General features: G+C 36.5%; 14 protein-coding genes and 1 tRNA gene. 11 read left to right on the forward strand and 4 right to left on the reverse strand.

Annotated features, from left to right (window positions below; all coding sequences use genetic code 11):
- Positions 1 to 238: 238 nt before the first annotated feature.
- From MY04_RS17660 to MY04_RS17680, 5 genes are all read left to right on the forward strand, one after another.
- The gene (locus tag MY04_RS17660; protein WP_158297753.1) at positions 239 to 3,334 is read left to right on the forward strand and encodes a SusC/RagA family TonB-linked outer membrane protein; all 3,096 of its coding nucleotides are present in this window, start codon (positions 239 to 241) and stop codon (positions 3,332 to 3,334) included.
- 12 nt (positions 3,335 to 3,346) lie between these two features.
- Positions 3,347 to 4,888 (forward strand): RagB/SusD family nutrient uptake outer membrane protein, encoded by a 1,542-nt coding sequence (locus MY04_RS17665; protein WP_084005949.1) that lies wholly within the window; start codon positions 3,347 to 3,349, stop codon positions 4,886 to 4,888.
- Positions 4,889 to 5,058: 170 nt separating this feature from the next.
- Complete coding sequence (locus tag MY04_RS17670; protein WP_066211866.1) at positions 5,059 to 6,615, forward strand: PKD domain-containing protein; 1,557 nt, start codon at positions 5,059 to 5,061, stop codon at positions 6,613 to 6,615.
- Between the two features lie 111 nt (positions 6,616 to 6,726).
- On the forward strand, positions 6,727 to 8,004 hold the full coding sequence (locus MY04_RS17675; RefSeq protein WP_066211868.1) for a glycosyl hydrolase: 1,278 nt from the start codon (positions 6,727 to 6,729) through the stop codon (positions 8,002 to 8,004).
- Between the two features lie 111 nt (positions 8,005 to 8,115).
- Positions 8,116 to 8,997, forward strand: a complete 882-nt coding sequence (locus MY04_RS17680; protein ID WP_066211870.1) for an SDR family oxidoreductase — start codon at positions 8,116 to 8,118, stop codon at positions 8,995 to 8,997.
- Between the two features lie 140 nt (positions 8,998 to 9,137).
- Here MY04_RS17680 and MY04_RS17685 read toward each other — a convergent pair whose 3' ends face one another.
- Positions 9,138 to 10,430, reverse strand: coding sequence for a hypothetical protein (locus MY04_RS17685; protein WP_158297754.1), 1,293 nt, complete (start codon positions 10,428 to 10,430; stop codon positions 9,138 to 9,140).
- Positions 10,431 to 10,644: 214 nt separating this feature from the next.
- Complete coding sequence (locus tag MY04_RS17690; RefSeq protein ID WP_066211875.1) at positions 10,645 to 11,349, reverse strand: phytanoyl-CoA dioxygenase family protein; 705 nt, start codon at positions 11,347 to 11,349, stop codon at positions 10,645 to 10,647.
- A gap of 314 nt (positions 11,350 to 11,663) precedes the next feature.
- Between MY04_RS17690 and MY04_RS17695 the strand changes: the two genes are divergently transcribed.
- The 6 genes from MY04_RS17695 to MY04_RS17720 all read left to right on the forward strand — a co-directional run bounded on the left by MY04_RS17695 (position 11,664) and on the right by MY04_RS17720 (position 20,528).
- A complete protein-coding gene (locus tag MY04_RS17695) occupies positions 11,664 to 12,815 on the forward strand; it encodes a glycoside hydrolase family 26 protein (RefSeq protein WP_084005950.1) in 1,152 nt (383 codons plus the stop codon).
- Between the two features lie 327 nt (positions 12,816 to 13,142).
- Positions 13,143 to 14,492 carry a xylose isomerase gene (gene xylA / locus MY04_RS17700; protein WP_066211879.1) on the forward strand — a complete coding sequence of 450 codons (1,350 nt, stop codon included), beginning with the start codon at positions 13,143 to 13,145 and terminating at the stop codon, positions 14,490 to 14,492.
- A 249-nt stretch (positions 14,493 to 14,741) separates the two neighbouring features.
- Positions 14,742 to 16,151 (forward strand): D-xylose transporter XylE, encoded by a 1,410-nt coding sequence (gene xylE / locus MY04_RS17705; protein ID WP_084005951.1) that lies wholly within the window; start codon positions 14,742 to 14,744, stop codon positions 16,149 to 16,151.
- Positions 16,152 to 16,176: 25 nt separating this feature from the next.
- The gene (locus MY04_RS17710; protein ID WP_066211881.1) at positions 16,177 to 17,685 is read left to right on the forward strand and encodes a xylulokinase; all 1,509 of its coding nucleotides are present in this window, start codon (positions 16,177 to 16,179) and stop codon (positions 17,683 to 17,685) included.
- A gap of 32 nt (positions 17,686 to 17,717) precedes the next feature.
- Entirely contained in the window at positions 17,718 to 18,392 is a 675-nt protein-coding gene (gene fsa / locus MY04_RS17715; RefSeq protein WP_066211883.1) for a fructose-6-phosphate aldolase, read from the forward strand.
- Positions 18,393 to 18,473: 81 nt separating this feature from the next.
- Complete coding sequence (locus MY04_RS17720; RefSeq protein ID WP_066211885.1) at positions 18,474 to 20,528, forward strand: transketolase family protein; 2,055 nt, start codon at positions 18,474 to 18,476, stop codon at positions 20,526 to 20,528.
- A 57-nt stretch (positions 20,529 to 20,585) separates the two neighbouring features.
- On the opposite strand, the gene MY04_RS17725 is transcribed toward MY04_RS17720, so the two are convergent.
- Entirely contained in the window at positions 20,586 to 22,319 is a 1,734-nt protein-coding gene (locus MY04_RS17725) for a DUF4153 domain-containing protein (protein WP_066211886.1), read from the reverse strand.
- A gap of 194 nt (positions 22,320 to 22,513) precedes the next feature.
- Positions 22,514 to 22,589: transfer RNA gene (locus MY04_RS17730), tRNA-Met, on the reverse strand.
- Positions 22,590 to 22,663 lie beyond the last annotated feature (74 nt).

Here is a 22,663-nt window from a genome sequence, read left to right on the forward strand (position 1 = left end):
AATAGCGTATTTGATAGAAATCAACTAAAAAAGTGTCTTAAATACACCTGATGTAGTGTTGAGTGGTGTATGACGTAGCTGTGAAGTAGTGGTTTTTTTGAGTTTTCATCCTAAAAACAGCAACATTGTAACAACGAAATGAAATAAACTTGTCTAAAATGTCTAGCGGCTTTTCGAATCGGTCGTTCAATCTTATTCAACTATTATAAGATTTAATTTTAAAAAAATGGATGATACTATGAATTACAAATACCAACTAGGTACGTCATTCAGGCTACTAACAAAGTCATTCCTTCTAGGAATATTTTTTAGCTTATTTTCTCTTCAATCTTTTGGTCAAGATCAAATAATTAAGGGATCAGTCAGTGATGATGTTAATCCTATCCCAGGTGTAAACATTAAAATACAAGGTACAACAATTGGTACAGTCACAGATTTTGATGGAAAATTTAAAATCTCAGCCAAAAGTGGAGATGTACTTGTATTCTCTTTTGTTGGTTATAAAGACCAAACAATAGAAGTAACGAATCAGACGAATGTCGATGTTGTTTTACAAGAAGATGTAAGACAAATGGAAGAAGTAGTCGTTATTGGTTACGGTACACAAAACAAAAAAGATGTTACAGGTGCTGTAGCATCAGTTGACAGCGAGGCATTAGCTATTGCAGTTGAACCAAGTGCAGAAATGGCTATGCAAGGTAAAGTTGCTGGTGTAACTGTTTCTCAAAGTTCAGGTTCTCCAGGTTCTGCTTCAACAATTACTATTCGTGGTCAAGGTACTATTGGGGATGCGTCTCCTTTATACGTTGTGGATGGAATTCTTACAACAAATATCTCTTTCTTGAACCCGAATGATATTGAAAAAATGGATGTATTAAAAGATGCATCTGCAACAGCAATATATGGTTCAAGAGGTGCCAACGGGGTAATTATTATTACTACCAAAAAAGGTAAGGAAGGACATATGAATGTTTCTTTTGATGCTTATGCTGGTGTTCAGCAAGTAGCGAATAAAATTCCTTTGACAAATCAATATGAACTGGCTTTCTTAATTAATGAAGCTAGAATTAATGATGGTCTTCCAGAAAAGTTTTCTTTCGATGAATTACAAGAGTTAAAGAAATCTCCAGGAACAAATTGGCAGGATGAGGTATTTAGTAAGCCATCTGAAGCTTCAGTACAGAACTATCAATTTACTGCAAGCGGTGGTAATGCAAAATCTCAATACCTAATGAGTTTGAACTACTTCGATCAGAAAGGTATTATTGCTCCATCAGGTTATAAGCGTATCTCTGGAAGATTAAATGTAAAATCTCAAGTAACTGATTTCCTAGCTTTAGGATCAAACATTGTGATCACGAATTCAAGCCAAGAAGTTATCCCTCAAAATAATGAGTACGAAGATCCAATTATGCACATGTTGGCAATGGATCCTATGGCGCCAGTTTATGCTCCAGAAAACGATGAAGGAAAAGTATACGGTGCTTCACAGATTTCAGATCAATTTACCAACCCTGTTGGACGTTTAGATCTGAACAACGATAATATTGGAGTGGATAGATACATGGCGAATGTATTTGCAGAGTTGGAGCCAATTAAAGGTTTGACATTTAAGTCGATGTTTGGTTTTGATAGAGTGTACTTAGAGAGAAAAGTTTTCAATCCTAAGTTCGATGATGCCAACAACTTAAAATTATCAAGAACTTCGGGTAACTTATTTATCAGCCAAGAAAAACACTTTACATACACTTGGGACAACACAGTGACTTTCAAAAGAAACTGGAATAATAAACATGACTTAACTGTACTAGGAGGTTTCTCTCTTTACAACGAGTATCATGAGTTCTTTAATGGTGGTAAAGGTGGTTTGTCCAACCAAGAGTACTTAAGATTCCTTGATGCTGGTGTCGATCAAGAAACTGATACAGCACCAAGAAACTTCGCTCAAGATGCTGGTATTATGTCGTTCTTAGGTAGAGCGATGTACAGTTATGACGATCGTTACTTGGTTACAGCTACTTTCCGTAGAGATGGTACATCAAGATTGGCAGAGAAAAACCGTTGGGGAACATTCCCTTCATTTGCCCTGGCTTGGAAGATTTCAAACGAAGGTTTTATGAGCGGTATTGACTTTGTGAAAGACCTAAAATTAAGAGGTGGTTGGGGACAAGTAGCCAACGATAAAATGCCAAACAACCTTGGTTTTTATCCTACAATCTCTACAGTAACCAACGGACTAAGATACCCTTCAGGAACAGGAGCAATTATGGACGGTGCGTCTTTAACAACTGGTCCTACAACAAATTTGGTTTGGGAAACTTCTGAACAGCTAAACATAGGTTTAGATGCTGCATTCCTAAGAAATAGATTATCAACTTCAGTTGATTTATACCAGAAAAAGACATTGGACATGCTTTTCCAAGCAGATATTTTAGGGTCTTCTGGATTTACTCAAAACCCTTGGTCTAATGGTGCTTCAGTTCAAAACTCAGGTATTGAGTTGGTGTTAGGATGGGCTGATGAAACTAAGAGTGGATTTGGTTACAGTATCACAGGTAACTTCTCATATAATAAAAATGAAGTATTAAGTACAGGTGCTAAAACACCATTCTATACAGCTCCATTTTTCGGTAAAGACGTCTTGATTACTCAAGAAGGAGAATCAATTGGATCTATCTACGGATATGAGACTGATGGTGTTTATCAATCAGATCCAACTGCTGATGATGCTGTATTAAATAGCTCTGTATCTGCGGGTGACTTGAGATATAAGGATTTAGATGGAGACGGTAAAATTACTCCAAACGATAGAAAAGTTTTAGGAAATACTATCCCAGTATACACTTTTGGTTTAACAACCAACCTTAGCTACAAAGGATTTGATTTAATTATTTTCCTTCAAGGAATGGGAGGTCATAAAATCTTCAATGGTATCAAGTACAACTTAAATGCTCCAAATACCAACTATATGTCTTTGACTATGGAGAATAGATGGACAAAGCCAGGTTCTACTAATGAGCATCCAAGAGTAACAGGTACAGCAAATAATAAATTATACTCTGATTATTATGTAGAAGATGGAGACTTCTTAAGATTAAGAAACCTACAGTTAGGTTATACTATACCTAGTACTATCACGAATAAAATAGGAGTGAAGAGGTTTAGAGTTTATGTAGCAGGACAAAACTTAGTGACACTTACTAAGTACACAGGATTTGATCCAGAGATCGGACAGAACTTATCTACTGCACAAAATGCCATTGATTTCAGTATTGATAGAGGAAATTATCCGGTACCAAGAGTATATACTGCAGGTGTAAACATTAGCTTCTAATAAGAATTTGATATGAAAAATATATATAAAATAGTCATCTCTTCATCACTGTTGTTGGCAGGTTCATCTTGTTCTAACTTCTTAGATCGTGAGCCTTTGGCAAGAGAAACTACAGAAACATTTGTTTCTGATCCAGAGAACTTAGAATTAATGGTAATTGCAGGGTACGACCCAATGCAATGGAGATTTGAAGGAACACAATTCTACAACTATTTCATTTTTGGAGATATTGCTTCGGATGATGCTGATAAAGGTGGCTTATCAGAAACAGATTTAGATTATATGACTATGGTGCAGAAATTTCAATGGAATGCATCAGAACCTTTGTTTGAGTCTGTATGGAAAAGACATTTTGCAGGAGTATTTAGAGCAAATACAGTTTTATCTAACGTAGAAGTAGCCAAGGCTTCTGTAGATGAGAATACCTATAATCAAGTAAAAGGTGAGGGTTTATTCTTAAGAGGATGGCATTATTTTCAGTTAGTGAAAATGTATGGAGGTGTTCCAATGTTCACATCTTTAGAAGATTATGAGAACCTTAATTCGACTCCTAGATCATCAGAAGCAGAATTGTATGAGCTGATTTTGAGTGATTTTAAAGCAGCAGGAGCTTTATTAAAGACAAAAGATCAATACGATGCGGAGTACTTAGGAAGAGCAACTTCAGGAATGGCGTATTCTTATTTTGCAAAAGCAGCTTTATACTCAAACGATGAGTCCACTTATGAAGAAGCGTATACTTATGCCAAGAATGTAATAGAAAGTGGTCAGTATGCTTTACTAGATGATTACGCTAATATTTGGCGTTTAGAGGAAGAAAATGGAAAAGAATCTATTTTCGAAGTGCAGTTCGAGCCATCTAATTTCAATAACTGGTCTACTCAAGGAGAAGGTGCTGGAGAGAATATGATGCAATCTCCTAGAGCAGGTGGTAACTCAGGTAACCCTGCATCAATTGGAGAAGGTTGGGGCTTTAACTTACCAACCGTTGCTTTAGAAAAAGCATTTAGAGATGCAGGTGATGATATCCGAAGAGAGCAGACGATCATCTATGATGGTGAAGAAGTGTATCCTGGTGAAGGTACAATTCGTGTAGCTCAACCTGGAGACACAAATAGTGATTGGTACAATACCACAGGGTTTGCTCCTCAAAAGTATTTCCTTCCTCAAAGAGAGTTAACAACAGACTTTGGAGATAACCGTTACAATGGTCATTCTAACTATAGAATGTTTAGATACGCTGATTTATTATTGTTTGCTTCTGAATTAGCCATACGTACTGGTAAAGGAGGAGCTGCAGATTATTTAAATCAGGTGAGAGCAAGAGTGAATCTTGCACCAATTGCATCGCCTACTTTAGATGATATTTTCAAAGAACGTCGATTAGAGCTGGCAATGGAAGGACACCGCTTCTTCGATCAAGTTAGAACAGGACAAATTACAGCTGAATTAGTTAGTGAAGGTTTTGTTCAAGGGGTACACGAAAAATTCCCTATTCCACAATCTGAAATTGATCTAACTGATGGATTGATCACAGGCAATCCAAGTAACTAGTATATTATATCCGTTAGCTCATAAGTGAAAATCTCTTGAGCTGACGGGATTACTATAAAATACTTCTTTCGTTCGTTTGGTAATTTTTTACCATGCTGGCATCGTACTGCCCAAACTTTTTTTAATGAGCACATTTTGCTCACAATATTCATTTAAAAATTTGAATTGAAATGAAAAATTTAAACTTTATCAAATGGCTTTTGATAGGCTTGACAGCATTATTTTTTGGTGCATGTTCTGAAGAAGATTCTAATGTAGGAACAGGTGGACCTTCAGGAACGCTTACTTTTACACAAGCAGATGGAGCAGATTATGAAGTAACTTTTACAGTTGAAAATGCGGTTGGCGTTAATTCATATTCTTTTGATTTTGGAGATGGTACAAGTGAGGTAACGTCTGAATCTTCAATTACTCATAATTACTTAGCCGTTGGAGATCATGATGTAGCAGTTACTTTATTCGGAGATAGCGATCAAGCTAAATTAACAACTACAGTTACTGTTACTCAAGTAGATGTTACATCAATTTGTAATAATGAACTTTATACTTTACTGACTGGAGGTTGTGTGAACGAAGATCCTGGATCAGGATTAGCATGGAAGCTTTCAAATGCAGATAGTTCAATGTTAGTAGGTCCTGGTACATCAAATGCTGATTTTGGTTCAGTAACGTATTGGTGGGCTTCTGGAGAAAACCATTGGTATGGAAAAAATGGCGATAATGTTGTTGCAACAGAGACAATGAAGTCTAGGTTTACGTTTAATGTTTTACCTAATAAAGTTTCAGTAGAAGGTACACATGTGATCCACAACTATCAAGATGATGAAACAAGACCTGCATGGAATGACTATGAGGCTCCTTATCCAGTTGATTTTCCAAAAGAGTTTGGTTTCTCAATTACTGAAGAAAACGGGAAACACTACTTGATTTTAAACGAAGGTGGATATTTAGCTTATACACAGACAGTTGATGGGGTTACGCCTAATAAATATGAAATTTATAGTTTAACTGATTCTGTCTTAGAATTAAGATATGAAAATATATTAGCTCCAGAACAAGCTCCAAATAAAAATTTCAGATACTTAAGATATGTAAGAGCAGACATTGATGAGGGAGTTCCTGATTTCATCTTGAAAGACCAAAAAGATGTTGCTATTTCTGCATCATTTAACGGAACAATGGACGCTACAGTAGGTTCAGAGACAATTGCATTTATTAATGAAGCAGATGTAGAAACTTCTTTTGTTGCTGACCCATTAGATCCAACTACTCAAGTTCTTTCATATACTAAGAACGGTATGATAGATGATATTCAAATTGAATTACCTCACATCTTAGATTTATCTTCTTCTCATACTTTCAAATTGAAAGTATACTTCCCATCTACTAACGACTATGATACTGTAGATCCTGATAAACAAGATTGGACGGATACTGAAGGTAAATTAGCTTCTATGGTCAACTTGAAATTACATGATACTATCCAAGGTGGTTCAGGTTGGAAAACAGAGGCTACTGTAAGAGTTTCTTCAGATCTAAGAGATCAGTGGGTAGAACTTGAGTTCTCTTACAACGGTTTAGAAGTATTGAACAGAGAAAACGGAGGCGTTGTTTGGGAAGATGCTGCTCAATCAGATACTTATGATAAAATATTAATTCAAATTGGTGGTGAAGGTCACGTACAAAAAGGTACTTTCTATATCAAAGATTTCGAATTAGTACAATAGTAAACTAATCAGTTAATTATCAGATCATATAAGTTATCCCCCTTTATCTTAAAGGGGGATATTTTTTACAAATAGTGAAATATGAGATGCATAAAAATATTTTTTTCACTCTTGTTAATCGCTTCGTTTTCTAACGGACAAACAAGAAATTCCTGCTTATCGGGACAAGCAAAATTTGCCCCTATAGATGGAAAAAGACTCTTAATCTTAGGTCAGGATTTAGGGGCTGTAGGTGGATTGGATAGATATTCTTCGGGTTATGTCGATTCATTTGCTGATTTACCAGCAGGAATAACAACTTATACTTCTCTACCAACTTTAGGAGGATTATATAGTACTGTAAATTATGGAGCTGGTGATGTATCTGCAAAGGTATATATTGAATCTTCAGATTTTAATCAAACAGCTTTAGTGATTGGTTTGTACTTAGTCGATCAAGAAAAGAGAATCAGCGATGGTGATCATGATGAACAAATAAGGAAATTAGCCAATTGGATTAAAGAAACAAACCGTCCTGTTTATTTAAGAATAGGATACGAATTTGATGGAGATCACAATCATTATAACTCCACATATTTTAAATCTATGTGGAGAAAAATTGTAGATATTTTTGATGAAGAAGCAGTAGCCAACTGTGATTTTGTTTGGCAATCGGATGGGGTACATTCAGTAGCATTTATGCAAAATTATTACCCTGGAGATGAGTATGTAGATTGGATGGGCTTTTCTTATTTTCAGAAAAATGCTGGAGACGATCTAATTCGATATGCAGAGATCAAGAATAAACCTGTAATGATTGCTGAAGCTACACCAAGAGGATACGATTTACAAAATGATAATGGAACGACAGCATGGAATAGTTGGTTTAAACCATTATTTGAGTTGATGGATAACCACACAATTATTAAGGGATTGGCCTATATCAATACAGATTGGGACAGCCAACCAATGTGGAGAGGTGAAGGTTGGGGCGATACGCGCTTGCAAGTAAATGATATCATAAAAACGAATTGGGATACAGAGTTGAAAGGTGAGGAATGGATTTTCGGAGGAAATGAATTTTTTGAAAATGTAGGCTATCCTTATGATCAAATTACAGACAATTGTTTTCCCTCTGAAGATGGTCAGGTAACCAGTGTAAATGATGAAGATTTTAGATGGGGATACGTTTGCAATACTGAAATTGGAGGCTTAAAACTGTATTTAGATAACTGCAAAGAAATTAAATCTATATCTCTGCTTGAGGCCACATCAGGTAGAATTATCAATGAAATTGTAGCACCTCAGCAAAACATAAACAACATTCAAACGTCAAATGGACTGTATATACTTAGTGTTGAAGACTTCGAGGGAAACTTGAGTCGTGTGAAGGTGATGGTGTGCAATTAAATCCTTGCCAACCTGTTACGGTACATGATGAATAAAACTATCATAGGCTTTTAGAAATGACAACAATTGAAGACAAAGCTATTTTTTTGATTTTAAAATTTACAAGAATTTATGAATGTACTAGTAACAGGTTGTAGCAAAGGTATTGGTCGATTTACTGCAGAAGCTTTATTAAAGAAAGGTGATACAGTAATTGCAACAATGAGAGCGGTGAAAGGGATAAAAGCAGTGGAGGAACTGAACGTTTTTGCTACTCAAACTAAAGGTAAACTAATTGTTCTACCTCTTGATGTCACCAATCAATTATCAATTGATGAGGCAGTAAAAAATGCTTTGCAATTGGTAGGCAACATTGATGTGGTCATCAATAATGCAGGTGTAGGAGGAACAGGCTGGACAGAAACATTTACCATGTCTCAAACAGAAAGAATGTTTGATGTAAATGTCTTTGGTATTCAACGAATTATGAAAGCTATTCTACCTCGTATGCGACAGAAAAATCAAGGAACAATCATTAATATTTCTAGTATTCAAGGTAGAGTGGTATTCCCATATTCAGGAATTTATACAGCAACAAAATTTGCCTTGGAAGGACTGACAGAAAGTTATCATTATGAACTTAAACCTTTAGGAATTGATGTATTACTTGTCGAGGCTGGAGGGTTTAGTACCAGTTTTGAAAAAACACAAACTGGACCGAATGATACCGATAGAATAGCAACTTACGGAGACTTAAAAGATCTACCCGAAAAGGTGTGGGGAAAAAAAGGAGAAGAAAAAGACTTTTTGCCCTCACCCCAAATACTAGCAAATGCATTGGTTCAACTGATAGAAACACCAAAAGAAAAAAGAAAATTACGAACCGTTATCGATCCTCTTTTAGAAGGGTTGGGTACTTTGGAAATAAATGCGACAGCAGAAAAATCCCAACTCAAATTATCAGAAAAACTTGATTGGAATATAGATCAATTACCTGAAGAAATTAAAGATTAAATGATCAGTGGACAGTAAATTATTAGTATAAACCACCAATAGAAAAAATGAGTTTGCTGAAAATATTTTTCAACAAACTCAATATTTAATTATTTATCATTATTATAAATCCAAGAGGTTGAGTCATTTTGATTCAACCTCTATTTTATTTTAGATAAATCAACCATAAAAGGGATATTAGCCGTTCCGACTTTTCCATTTCCATCAAATACGTAGGCAAAGAGTCTATATTCGCCGTTATTCTCAGGGAGTTTAAACGTAATAGATGACCCATTGTCTGCAAGTATTTCTAAAGAATAAACTTTAGGCTTTGCTTCATAAGCTCCTCCTTCACTTTTCTCTTTTACCTCCCCTAATAATTCCCATTTGTATTGTAAAGGATCATTATCAGGATCGGTAACATCAATATTGACGGCACATGTTTCAGCCTCCTTTATGATAATGTTATCTGTAGCATATTTGTCATTTAGCGTAATAGAGCTCACCAAAGGAGCATAGTTATTAGGGACTTTACCCGACCAATATTCAGTGAGCACATCTACTCTTGCATCACATTCTCCGGTGGGGAGAAACATACCATACCAAGTAGGTGTTCTTTCCTGTTTTTGACCCCATAGAAAGGCAAAACCACCAAGGAACAAAGGATTAGTGTTCTCAATAAACCCTGATTGAATACGTTGTGTCAGCCCTTCAGATTTTTCTTTACTAGTTTCCTCAATTTCTCTATTCCATGAGGTACTAGGCCTTTCCCAGTGTCCTAGCGGCCCGTATTCAGAAATGATATACGGTTTATTTAGAGATAATTTTTCTATGTCTTGAGGAAGAGTTTGTAGCCCACCATAAATTTGAAAAGAATAGAAATCTAAAGAAGGACACCTTTCTGATGCCACTTTAACGTGAGTAGGAATAATCCCTGCAAAAGTAGTAGTAACAGGGTGTATAGAATCTACTTGATGTATATATCGGACAATTTCTTCTAAAGCATCATATACTTTGGGGTTTACTTTACCCAGCCCTCCATTTTCATCAAATAGTAAGTTCAATTCGTTTCCCACTACCCAGCATAATAATTGGGGTTCATCTTTATATTTATCAATCTTAGCTTTGATTAAATTAAACTGTTGTTTAACTGCCTTTGGATCATTGTAGTCAAAACCATGTAATTCTTGACCTACTTCTATACCTAAAGCGACTTTTAATTGATATTTTCTTGCTGAATCAAATTCTGCGTTGGCATTACTGCTTCTCCATGTTCTAAAGGCATTACCACCGGCATCAGCAAACGCCTTAAAGTATTGAGGACCATTGTTATCAATCCCAGCTCCTTTGATAAAGAAACCGTCTTTATAGAATATGTCAAGTCTTTTATTCTGCTGTTGAGAGAATCCTTTTATAGATAAAATCATCCATAAAAAGAAGCATATTTTTTTCATATTTATTTAAAATTAATAATCCCACACCTAATGCCTTAGATGTGGGAGAGAGAAAATAGTGAAACATAAGTTTGTGTTGATACATTAATGAGATGCTTGTATCAAGACATCATATAATATAACTCACATTAATTGTAAAATCTCACTTATTGATTTGACTACAGGTAGTTGAAGTAGCCTTGAAGTAAGAAAGAAAAGAGATTAAGAAATGGAATTATCCCCTTTCTTCTACTACTTCAGAAGTGGAGAATTTATATCTCATGTTTCTATATACTGCAATGTCTGTAATATCTTCCGGCGTGTCTTTTGGCATTGCTCTAAAATTGGTAGAAACCCTGTAAGTACCTTTAATAGGTAATACTCTATGCCAGCAATGACCGTGTAATAACACAACAGTTCCTTTTTTAGGAGTCAAGACAATTTGATTCTCCAACTCTTCATCAGGAATACCGGCTGATATTTCCCCATGTTTATGTGTTCCTGGCACTACTAGTGTTTGTCCTCCAATCTCATCAGTAATATCATGAGTATACACCAATCGGTTCAGATTAAATTGTGATTTGTTTTCTGGTGGGCAGTCTTGATGCCACGCTTGCCCTTTCGTTCCTTTTTTAGAAAACATAATCATACAATACAATTCGTTCCATTCCTCTCCAAGAATTTCTTTAGTTAGGTTTTGCATCAAAGGATCGTCGTTGATTGGGCGGAAAGCAAATTCATTTTCTCTTTCAGGGAACCAAGGCACCACTTCTGTTGCCGATTTATCTAAGAACTCATCGTTGTGCTCAAAATCTGGATTCATACCAAAATGACGGATAATTTTATCGTTCAGACTATCCATCATTTCTTCAGAAAAATAATCTTCGATAACCACGTATCCATTTGCCCAGAATTGCTCTGCAAGTTGTTTAATTTCCATAGTAATAATTCTAATGTTTATTGTCTTTATCAATTGATTGAATCGAAAAAGAGCTGATGATTAATAAGAAGTAACGAAATGAATAAACACATCACAAAGTAGTAGGATTGTTTGATAAAACTCTCTTTTTATGAGTCCTACAGGGGTTTTGACGTAGTGGTGAAGTACCTATCAGAGTATTTGTAGTAACGATAAAACATTAAAAATTCATCAAATTTGAATGAACGAAGAGAAAGAAGTGAATCGACTAATTTCTATGATGAAAAATAGAAATACGAATGGGTTAGTCACCCAAAATCTAAACAAGAAAACAGATGTATAGAATCGTTTTAGGATGGTTGGTCTGTTCCTTAATTGGTATTATGGGATGCGAACAATCAGAAAAATCAAATAATATACAGGAGGCCTCACTGAGTCCACCTAATATCTCCTCCTCTAAAAAAATAAGAGCCAAGTTTGAACCTGAAGATGGAAAAGTTTTGGTATTTATTGGACAGGAACTTACTGCCATAGGAGGTCTAGAAAAATACAATGATGGGTACTTGGATCATTTTGATAGAAGACCGGCAGGGTTTACAGCTTACTCATTTTTAACTCCAGGTGATACCACTTTTGGATTTGTTCATAAAGGATTAGATGGTATTACATCAACAGATAATTGGGGTGATAATGATAGTAATATGTCGTTACAACTTAACGATCCTGATTATGCAAACATGTGCTTGGCTATTGGCCTTGGCATGGTAGGACATGAAGATAAAGTGGCCAACGGAGTACATGATGAAATGATAAAAGAATTGGGTGCTTTTTTACAATCCATAGCTCCAAGACCTGTTTTCCTGAGAATAGGTTATGAGTTTGATGGACACCCTTGGAACCATTACGAAAAAGAAAACTATCTGAAAGCTTACCGTAGGGTGAAGGACATTATGGATAATATGGGTGTAGAAAATGTTGCCTTTGTGTGGCAATCTACTGGATTTGTTTCTACACCGGATCAACTAGAAGAATGGTACCCTGGTGACGATTATGTAGACTGGTGTTCGTTCTCTTTCTTTGCGCGTTGGAGAGAACAAGAGATGATAGAGTTTGCGAAGAAAAAAGGGAAACCTGTATTTATTGCAGAAGCTTCTGCCTCAGTATCTGGTCCGAACATGAAGTTTGATAATCTTACATTACCTATGGATTTCAATAATCCTGAAGATGCTCAATTGGCATGGGACAAATGGTTTACTCCGTTTTTCAAGACCATTCACAATCATCCTAAAACGGTAAAAGCGATATCATATATTAATTGCAATTGGAAGGCACACCCCATGTGGAAGGATAACCCGACCTTTAAGGGTATTGATGCTCGATTACAAGAAAACAAAGAATTAAAAGAGAAGTGGGAAAAGGAGATATCAAAAAGTAATTATGTGATGTCATCACCTACTTTATACTCGGACTTACAAAAAAGTTTATAAAGGTTGATAATAGCTATAGATAAATGCCATCCATTTTGGGTGGCATTTTTTTTTGCAGAAGGTTTTTCTTTTGAAATCCTTTTGAATTTTCATTTAAAAAAAAACGAATTATTCATAAAAATAGGTGTCACAACTTTTCCGGGAGCGGTTGCGAACACGGTTTCAATCGAGATTTTCATGTCAAAATTTGACCAAAACACACATTACTAGCTAACTAGCAAGTGTCCTAGAGACAATTGTATGAGATGAAAGACAAGAGTTACATACAACTATTATTTCGTTAGCAGCAGACATTTTTTAGATAACAAAGAAAAAACTAATACAGATATGTTAGAATCAACAGTAGAATCAAAAGTAGTATTTGGCGATCAGGAATTTTTTAAAGGGATCGATAAAATCAAATACGAAGGACCAGAATCTAAGAATCCACTTGCATTTCGTTTTTATGATGAAAACAGAGTTGTAGCAGGTAAAACAATGAAGGAGCACTTCAAGTTTGCGGGTGCTTACTGGCACAACATGTGTGGCGAAGGTAGCGATCCATTTGGTCCTGGTACAAGGTTATTCCCTTACCGTAACGTGGCGGATCCTATCGAGAAAGCAAAAATGAAAATGGATTTTGCTTTTGAATTCTTCACGAAACTAGGTCTTCCTTATTACTGTTTCCACGATTTCGATTTAGTAGAAGAAGGTGCTACAGTATTGGAGTCGGAAAAAAGAATGCAAACAATTGTAGAGTATGCAAAAGAAAAGCAAGCTGCTTCTGGAGTAAAATTACTTTGGGGTACTGCCAATGCATTCTCTAATCCAAGATATATGAACGGTGCGTCTACTAACCCAGATTTCTCGGTAGTAGCACAAGCGGGTACGCAAGTGAAAAACGCTTTAGATGCTACCATCGAATTAGGTGGTGAAAACTACGTATTCTGGGGTGGTAGAGAAGGTTACATGAGCTTATTGAACACGGACATGAAACGTGAGCAAGAGCACATGGCACAATTCCTTACTATGGCGAGAGACTATGCACGTAAGCAAGGATTTAAAGGTAACTTCTTTATAGAGCCAAAACCATCTGAGCCTTCTAAGCATCAATACGATTTTGACTCGGCTACTGTTCTAGGTTTCTTAGAAAAGTATGGTTTAGCAGATGATTTCTATTTAAACCTAGAAGTAAATCATGCTACTTTAGCCAACCATACATTTACGCACGAATTACAAGTGGCAGTAGATGCTGGTAAATTAGGATCGATTGATGCCAACCGTGGTGATTACCAAAACGGATGGGATACAGATCAATTCCCTAACAACTTATATGAAGTAATCGAAGCAATGCTAATTATTCTTCCTGCTGGCGGATTCCAAGGTGGAGGAGTCAATTTCGATGCTAAAGTAAGAAGAAATTCAACTGACTTAGTGGATATGTTCTACGCTCATATCGGAGGTATGGATATCTTTGCTAGAGCATTATTAATTGCGAACGATATTCTTGAAAATTCAGAATATAACAAAGTAAGAGCAGACCGTTATTCATCGTTTGATAGTGGTGAGGGTAAATTATTTGAAGACGGTAAATTGTCATTAGAAGATCTTAGAAACATTGCGATCAAAACGGGTGAACCTGTACCTACAAGTGGTAGACAGGAGTACCTAGAAAATTTGATCAATTTGTATATCTAGTCTGATGATGTTTTGGTAATATCAATCACTTGATATTCATCCCTTAAGGATAACATTTCAAAGTTAAGTATATACAGTACTCAGCTAGCGCAAGGAGTTTCTCCTTGTGTTAGCTTATTACAACTCTCTTTTTAATTTACAAATGCTTCCTGATCTGGGCATTGAAGAACTATACATTACTATAAGGTGGGAGTGAACCTTTCAATCACTTACAATGAAATGATTAACTGATTATTACATAATTATAATATGGAAAACATTATAGAAGAAAACAAAGTAGCTTCCGCTGAGGGAAAAGTTGATTTTGCTTTCGTCATTAAAGTAACGCTTGTTGCAGCTTTAGGAGGGTTACTTTTTGGATACGATACTGCCGTGATTTCGGGAGCAATTGGATCCTTACAAACATTCTTTTCTCTGACTGCAGCAGAAAAAGGTTTTGCAGCATCATCTGCCTTAATTGGTTGTATTATTGGTGCCGCAGTAGCTGGTAAAATGGCTACAAGTTTAGGTCGTAAAAAGTCGTTGATTATTGCAGGTGTTTTGTTTACCATATCTGCATTTGGATCAGCAATACCAGACGCTTTTACCACTTTTATTATTTATAGAATTATTGGAGGCATTGGAGTAGGTATCGCATCGATGTTGTCGCCGATGTATATCGCCGAAATTGCCCCATCAGAATATAGAGGACGATTGGTGTCTTGTAATCAATTCGCCATCATTTTTGGTATGTTGGTGGTTTATTTTGTAAACTATTTCATTGCAGGTCAAGGGGATACTTCATGGAACGATTCAACAGGCTGGAGATGGATGTTTGCATCGGAATGTATTCCAGCATTATCATTTACTTTCCTATTGTTCTTAGTACCAGAAAGTCCAAGATGGTTGGCAATGAAAGGAAGAGACGAAGAAGCCGCAGGCATTTTAAATCATATTTCAGAAACACCAACTACATCATTAAACGATATCAAGTTATCGATTGCATCGGATAACAATAAAGAAAAAGCGAGTGTTTTCAAACAACCTTACCTGTTTATTGTATTTGTTGGAGTAGCCTTATCGGTATTCCAACAAGTAACAGGTATCAATGTTTTCTTGTATTACGCACCAGAGATCTTCAAGAAAATTGGAGGCGGGAATACAGACACTGCATTATTACAAACTATTGTAGTAGGGGCTGTCAATTTATTATTCACAGTAGTAGCCATCTTCTCAGTAGATAGATTTGGTAGAAAACCATTAATGATTATTGGTTCTGCCGGAATGGGTATTTGTATCACAGCCATTGGTACAGCGGCTTATTTCCAAAATACAGATGTTTGGTTATTGGTATTCGTTCTAGGTTACATCGCTTGTTTTGCTTTGTCTTTAGGACCAATTGTATGGGTATTATTATCCGAGATTATGCCAAACCAGATTAGAGGCGTGGGTCTATCGATTGCTGTAGCAGCACAATGGATCTTCAACTTCATCGTCTCTCAAACTTTCCCAATGATGATGGACAACCAATACTTGTTCGACAATTTCCATGGGGCAGTACCTTTCTGGGTGTACGGTTCGATGTGTTTGGTAACCATCCTATTTGTTTGGAAATATGTGCCGGAAACGAAAGGAAAAACATTAGAAGAAATGGAAACGTTATTCATCGACAAAAAGTAGGTGATAATATCAAAATATATAAAGTATGCAGTTTTTAGGATTAGATATAGGAAGTTCATCTGTTAAAGTATCAGCTATTGATGAAGAAGGAAAAGTAGTTGCTTCAGCTCAATATCCTGATCAGGAAATGCCAATTGATGCCCCTCAGGCAGGTTTTGCAGAGCAAGACCCAGCCATGTGGTGGGAAGCAATTCAAAAAGGTATAGCTAGACTTCATGAAAACCCTGCTTTTAATGGTCAAGAATTGGGAGCGATTGGTATTACTTATCAAATGCACGGTTTAGTAACTGTAGATGAAGATAAGAATGTGATCAGACCTTCGATTATATGGTGCGATAGCCGTGCGGTAGAAATTGGAGATGCAGCTTTCAAGGCGATAGGAGAATCACAGTGTTTGAATGAGTTTATGAACTCTCCTGGTAATTTCACTGCTTCAAAATTGAAGTGGGTAAAAGAAAATGAGCCTGAAAACTTTGCTAAAATCCATAAGTTCATGTTACCTGGCGATTACGTTGGGATGAAACTTACAGGAGAAATCAGTACAACAATTTCTGGCCTTTCAGAGGGCATTCTATGGAACTTCAAACACAATCGTTTGAATACAGAATTGTTGGAGCATTATGGTATTCCTTTTACTATGGTAGCTGATGTGAAAGAAACATTTACCGACCATGGTGTAGTGACAAAGGAGATTGCTGAGCAGTTAGGAATAAAGGCAGGGATACCGATTACCTACAAAGCAGGTGATCAACCCAATAATGCCTTCTCTCTAAATGTGGTCAACCCAGGTGAAATTGCAGCTACAGGTGGTACATCTGGAGTAGTATATGGAGTGACTGATGAAGCGAAATGTGATCCGAAATCAAGAGTAAATCCTTTTGCTCATGTGAATCATACTGAAGATACACAACGTTTAGGTGTACTTCTATGTATTAACGGGACAGGTATTGCCAACTCTTGGTTACAAAAAAATATCACTTCCAATATGGACTATGTGAGCATGAATGATGCCGCAGAACAATCGCCAATTGGAGCAAATGGCTTGTCTTACCTTCCTTTTGGTAATGGAGCAGAACGTGTTTTAGAAAATTCTAATGTTGGAGCACATTATTCTAATATTGATTTCAACAGACACAATCAAAACGACATGATTCGTGCGACTCAGGAAGGTATTGTTTTCTCTTTCCAATACGGTATTGAGGTAATGCAAGATATGGGATTAAAGCCTGAAGTCATTAGAGCAGGGCACGCCAACATGTTTTTAAGTCCGTTGTTCCGTCAAACACTAGCCAATGTTTGTGGAGCTCCAATTGAATTATTGGATACAGATGGAGCAAGAGGGGCAGCGACAGGTGCCGCCGTAGGTGTTAAACATTTCAACACTTTTGAAGAAGCTTTCCAATCATTGAATGTAATCAAAACGATTATGCCTGAAACGGATAAGTTAAAGGAAACACAAGCAGCATATGCGCTTTGGAAAGAAACTCTTTTAAAAGTATTAGACAAAGAACATTCAACTGTTCAATCTAGCTAACAATCATAATTCATAACTCTAAATAGATAAAAATGAAATTCTTTATTGATACAGCCAACCTAGAAGATATTGCTCAAGCCTATGATATGGGAATCTTAGATGGTGTTACCACTAACCCTTCATTAATGGCAAAAGAAAATATCGTGGGAGATCAGAACATCAAAAATCACTATGCTAAAATCTGTGAGATTGTTGATGATAAAGTAAGTGCTGAGGTATTATCTACTGACCTTGAAGGCATGATCAAGGAAGGTGAGGAATTAGCTGCTATTTCTCCAAAAATTGTAGTGAAAATTCCTATGATTAAGGATGGATTGAAAGCAATCAAACATTTTGCTTCAAAGGGTATTCGTACCAACTGTACTTTGATCTTCTCAGCAGGTCAAGCATTATTGGCAGCAAAAGCAGGAGCCACTTATGTATCTCCATTTATTGGTCGTTTAGACGATATTTCTCAAGACGGTATGTTATTAATTGAGGAAATCAAAGACATCTTCGATCAATATCCTGAATTGAATACTGAAATTTTAGCCGCTTCAGTTCGTCATTCGATGCACTTATTAAAATGTGCTAGAGTAGGTGCAGATGTAGCTACTTGTCCTTTAGGAGTGTTCGAAGCATTATTGAACCACCCACTAACGGACAAAGGTTTGGCTGCGTTCATCGAAGCAGCGAAGACGATGCAAGAAGAAACTGAATTAGCATAAACCATAATTTTAGAGAGGCGGACGCATTTGGTGTTCGTCTCTATTTTTTTTAAGTGTGTGTAATAACTATTACTCTATAAGATGAAAGATATACAAACTCTCTCTGCTGATAATATTAGAATATTAGCAGCAGCAATGGTAGAAAAAGCAAAATCAGGTCACCCAGGTGGAGCCATGGGTGGAGCCGATTTTATCCAAATCCTTTATAGCGAATTTTTAAAGTTCGATCCAAAAGATCCATCATGGCATGCAAGAGACCGATTCTTCTTGGATCCAGGTCATATGTCGGCAATGCTTTATGGACAACTTTCGTTGTTGGAGGTGTTCTCAATGGATGAATTAAAAGCATTTAGACAATGGGGAAGTCCTACATCGGGTCATCCAGAGGTAGATGTACAACGCATGATCGAAAATACTTCTGGTCCACTAGGACAAGGTCATGTATATGCGGTTGGGTCAGCCATTGCAGAAAGATTTTTGGCAGAGCGTTTTGGTAAAGTCGTAGAACACAAAACGTATGCATATATTTCTGATGGAGGCATCCAAGAAGAAATTTCTCAAGGTGCGGGTCGTATTGCTGGTCACTTAGGGCTGAATAACTTAATCATGTTCTATGATGCCAACGATATTCAGTTATCAACCACTGTAGAAGAAGTAACTACAGAAGATACAGCTAAAAAATACGAGGCTTGGCACTGGAATGTGGTGACAATTAATGGTAACGATCCAGCGGCTATTCGTGAAGCTTTACAACAAGCCAACGAGGAAAAAGAGCGTCCAACACTAATTATTGGTAAAACAGTAATGGGTAAAGGAGCAATTGATAGTGATGGTAACAGTTTCGAAGGAAAATGTTCTACTCACGGTCAGCCACTTTCTAACTCTGGAGCAAGCTTCGCGGATACCATCAAAAAGTTAGGAGGAAATCCTGATGAGCCATTTAAGGTATTTGATGAAGTACAAAAGTATTATCAAGAAGTTGCTGAGAAGAAATCTGAAGCAGCGAATCAATATAAAGCATTAGAAAATGAGTGGGCAGCTGAACATCCTGAGCTAGCTTCATCACTTCAATCATTCTTTGATAGAAAGAAAAATAAAGTCGATTGGGAAGGTATTGCTCAAGCTGATGGTGTGGCAACAAGAGCTGCATCTGGAAAAGTATTGGGCTATCTAGCAGAAAACTGTGAGAACATGATTGTGGCATCAGCCGATCTTGCAGATTCTGACAAAACAGAAGCTTTCCTTAAAAAGACGACCGCATTTAAAAAGAACGATTTTTCTGGAGCATTTTTACAAGCAGGTGTGTCTGAGTTAACCATGGCGGCGATATCAGTAGGTATGGGCTTACACGGCGGTGTAATTCCAGTATGTGCAACGTTCTTTGTATTCTCAGATTACATGAAGCCAGTGATGAGAGTGGCAGCATTAATGCAAACACCTGTCATCTTTATGTGGACCCACGACTCGTTCAGAGTGGGAGAAGACGGACCAACACATCAACCTATTGAGCAAGAAGCACAATTAAGATTATTGGAGCAGTTGAATAATCATCATGGGAAGAAGAGCTTCTTGGCTTTACGCCCTGCAGATGCTTTTGAGGTGACTGAATCTTGGAAAATGGCGGTAGAGAGTTTCGATCGTCCTGTAGGTTTGATCTTCTCTAGACAAAATATTCCAGCCATTACGACAGCCGATGTTCGTCAGCAAGATGCTTCAGAGACAAGAAAAGGTGGTTATGTTGCATTGTCAATAGGAACAAAGGTAGATCTTCAATTGGTAGCCAATGGATCAGAAGTATCTACTTTATCTTCGGTCGCTATTTTATTGAATAAGGACTTTGGCTTGAATGTTAAAGTAGTTTCTGTGCCATCTGAAGGATTGTTCAGAGATCAAGAGGTTTCTTATCAAGAAAAAGTGATTGATCCTACTTTACCAACATTTGGTTTAACGGCAGGTCTTCCAGTAACATTGGCAGGCTTGGTGAACATCAACAATGTGCATGGTTTAGATCACTTTGGTTATTCAGCACCGGCTTCGGCCTTGGATCATGAGTTTGGTTTCACTCCTGAAACAGTGATCGAATGGTTAAAACCAAAGTTAGCTGCTGAAGGACTTCTAGAAACAACAACAGTATAGGTTTTGAACTGAACAGACAAATAGATCAAGTGCCATTCTATTTATTTAGAATGGCATTTAGTTTATAAATAAAGTGAATGTCACTGCCGTTAATGTAGTTGTATTTTGCTCTTCATTTTTTATCCCATTCACACTTTTATAGACCATCATAAAATCCTTCTTTTTATAGATCATTTCGTTTTCATCAGGGAAAGGAATTTCGTAGGATTGATCGCCAATTATAAGAGTGCCTAATTTAGTCGCTCCATTTTCAATAAATAAATTGATCACAGGATCGGTTTTAGAAATACTAATGGCTTTATCTCCATTTCTTTTTAAGTATTGTGCCTCTTTCGTAAAGTATTTTGAATACCCTTTGATATCCACTCCTTGATGCGTCGTATAAAAGTTTAAACGATTTTCTTTTAAATCATCACTGGTTTGAATCAACTTCATTTCCTGTAGTATCGTTCTACTTTGAGCATACTTATTATCTACTCCTTGAAGGATATCAGGAATTGAATCTTTCAAATAAGGCTGTATAGAGGCATATCCATGATTTTTTATCAAATACTTGATGATAGAACGGCTTTGATCTACATCTTCCTTGGGTGTTTTCTTTTCATTAGAAGTATCCCAATAGCCATCCTCATCCAACCAATTATTTGATGTTGCATAGTCGTTTAACCTTTCCAACTGACTATTCTTACTCACATTAAAGGCACTTAAAGGTCCAAAAGCCGATAGAATACAAACTACGGAAAGCGACATTGGTATCATTTTAATGAAATGATCTCTTTTAATTAAAGTATACACAGAAATAAAGAAAAGCCAAACACCTAAAGCAATCAAGTAATACCGATTCTCTGTGATACCGTATTCTGAAATTCTTCTCCAAATAGCAGCACAGAATAAGAAGATGATAGGAAATAGCGTATATAAAAAGCCTTTATTGAATAGAGGAATCCATTTATTGTTTTCGTCGTTTCTAACGGGGTAAATCAAAATAATAGAAACAATACCCAATACAGAAAACCCAATTGATAGATACGATACCCATCCTTTAGGCCAATCTTGATTCATCAGAATCTGTCCTCCATAGATATAAAGAATAATAAGGTAGAGCAGCACTAAAGGAATCAGAATAAACTGAGTGAAATTCTTTAATATTTCAGGGTAATCAAATACCATGTTTTGTTTAGAATTGACCCCTTGCATTCTTCCTGCAAAAAAGATAGTGGTTAGGAATATGAGGCAAAACGACATCACTTCTGCATATCGCTTATTGTTTATATTAATATCAAAAAGAAAATGTACTGCAGATATGGCGACAAAAATACCGAAACCTATCACGAAGGCATAAAACACACATTCTATAAATGTAAGGATGATTTCCTTGGCCAATACCCAAAAGTGAAGCTCGTAACCTTTGTGCAAGGAAGGGGCGATAAATACCAATAAATGAGCAAAGAGGGTAAGGAGAACAAATCTGGAGAAATTGATAAAAGTGAGTGTTTCAGGCAAAGTGAGCAGGTATAATAATAAGAGAGCTATTCCCCCAAACTTTACCCCAATCTTTTTAATCGGGTTGTAATTCTTTGATTCTGCAAAGAAGGTGAGTGCAATAAATAAAGGAATACCCAACTGTGCTCCATGTACACCACGTAAATACCAAATACCGGGATCGATGTCCGTCTCTATTCCATAAATCACCAAAAACGTAAATTGTATGGCGGACAGTATAGCTAAAGGAAATCGAGAGATACCTTTATATAAGCCGTCACTTAGTTGTTGAATGGAAAGAGATTTCATACGTTGGTATAGGTTAGTTTATGATGAATTCGATATAGGATTAAATTATTTGGTCATTTCTTCCTATTGATACAGGTTTATTGATGGAAAGTAAATAATATTCGATCAATAACTATAAATTTAAAGAGTAAAGTGATAAAAGAAGAAAGTTTAGGCATAAAAAAAGGTCACTTCTAAAAAGAAGTAACCTCTCTTGGTAGCGGGGACCAGACTCGAACTGATGACCTTCGGGTTATGAGCCCGACGAGCTACCAACTGCTCCACCCCGCACTATTTTTCTGAATTGCTTGGCAAAAGTAGAGGAAAGTTTTTTATAAAAAAAATATTTCACCATTTTTATTTCA

It is taken from the genome of Flammeovirga sp. MY04 (genome assembly GCF_001682195.2).
GTDB lineage: Bacteria > Bacteroidota > Bacteroidia > Cytophagales > Flammeovirgaceae > Flammeovirga > Flammeovirga yaeyamensis.

Excerpts from the sequence above, each read along its gene's own strand:
- MY04_RS17660 (WP_158297753.1), top strand. The coding sequence starts at position 239 with ATGAATTACAAATACCAACTAGGTACGTCATTCAGGCTACTAACAAAG.
- MY04_RS17665 (WP_084005949.1), top strand. The coding sequence starts at position 3,347 with ATGAAAAATATATATAAAATAGTCATCTCTTCATCACTGTTGTTGGCA.
- MY04_RS17670 (WP_066211866.1), top strand. The coding sequence starts at position 5,059 with ATGAAAAATTTAAACTTTATCAAATGGCTTTTGATAGGCTTGACAGCA.
- MY04_RS17680 (WP_066211870.1), top strand. The coding sequence starts at position 8,116 with ATGAATGTACTAGTAACAGGTTGTAGCAAAGGTATTGGTCGATTTACT.
- MY04_RS17685 (WP_158297754.1), bottom strand. The coding sequence starts at position 10,430 with ATGAAAAAAATATGCTTCTTTTTATGGATGATTTTATCTATAAAAGGA.
- MY04_RS17690 (WP_066211875.1), bottom strand. The coding sequence starts at position 11,349 with ATGGAAATTAAACAACTTGCAGAGCAATTCTGGGCAAATGGATACGTG.
- MY04_RS17695 (WP_084005950.1), top strand. The coding sequence starts at position 11,664 with ATGTATAGAATCGTTTTAGGATGGTTGGTCTGTTCCTTAATTGGTATT.
- xylA (WP_066211879.1), top strand. The coding sequence starts at position 13,143 with ATGTTAGAATCAACAGTAGAATCAAAAGTAGTATTTGGCGATCAGGAA.
- xylE (WP_084005951.1), top strand. The coding sequence starts at position 14,742 with ATGGAAAACATTATAGAAGAAAACAAAGTAGCTTCCGCTGAGGGAAAA.
- MY04_RS17710 (WP_066211881.1), top strand. The coding sequence starts at position 16,177 with ATGCAGTTTTTAGGATTAGATATAGGAAGTTCATCTGTTAAAGTATCA.
- fsa (WP_066211883.1), top strand. The coding sequence starts at position 17,718 with ATGAAATTCTTTATTGATACAGCCAACCTAGAAGATATTGCTCAAGCC.
- MY04_RS17720 (WP_066211885.1), top strand. The coding sequence starts at position 18,474 with ATGAAAGATATACAAACTCTCTCTGCTGATAATATTAGAATATTAGCA.
- MY04_RS17725 (WP_066211886.1), bottom strand. The coding sequence starts at position 22,319 with ATGAAATCTCTTTCCATTCAACAACTAAGTGACGGCTTATATAAAGGT.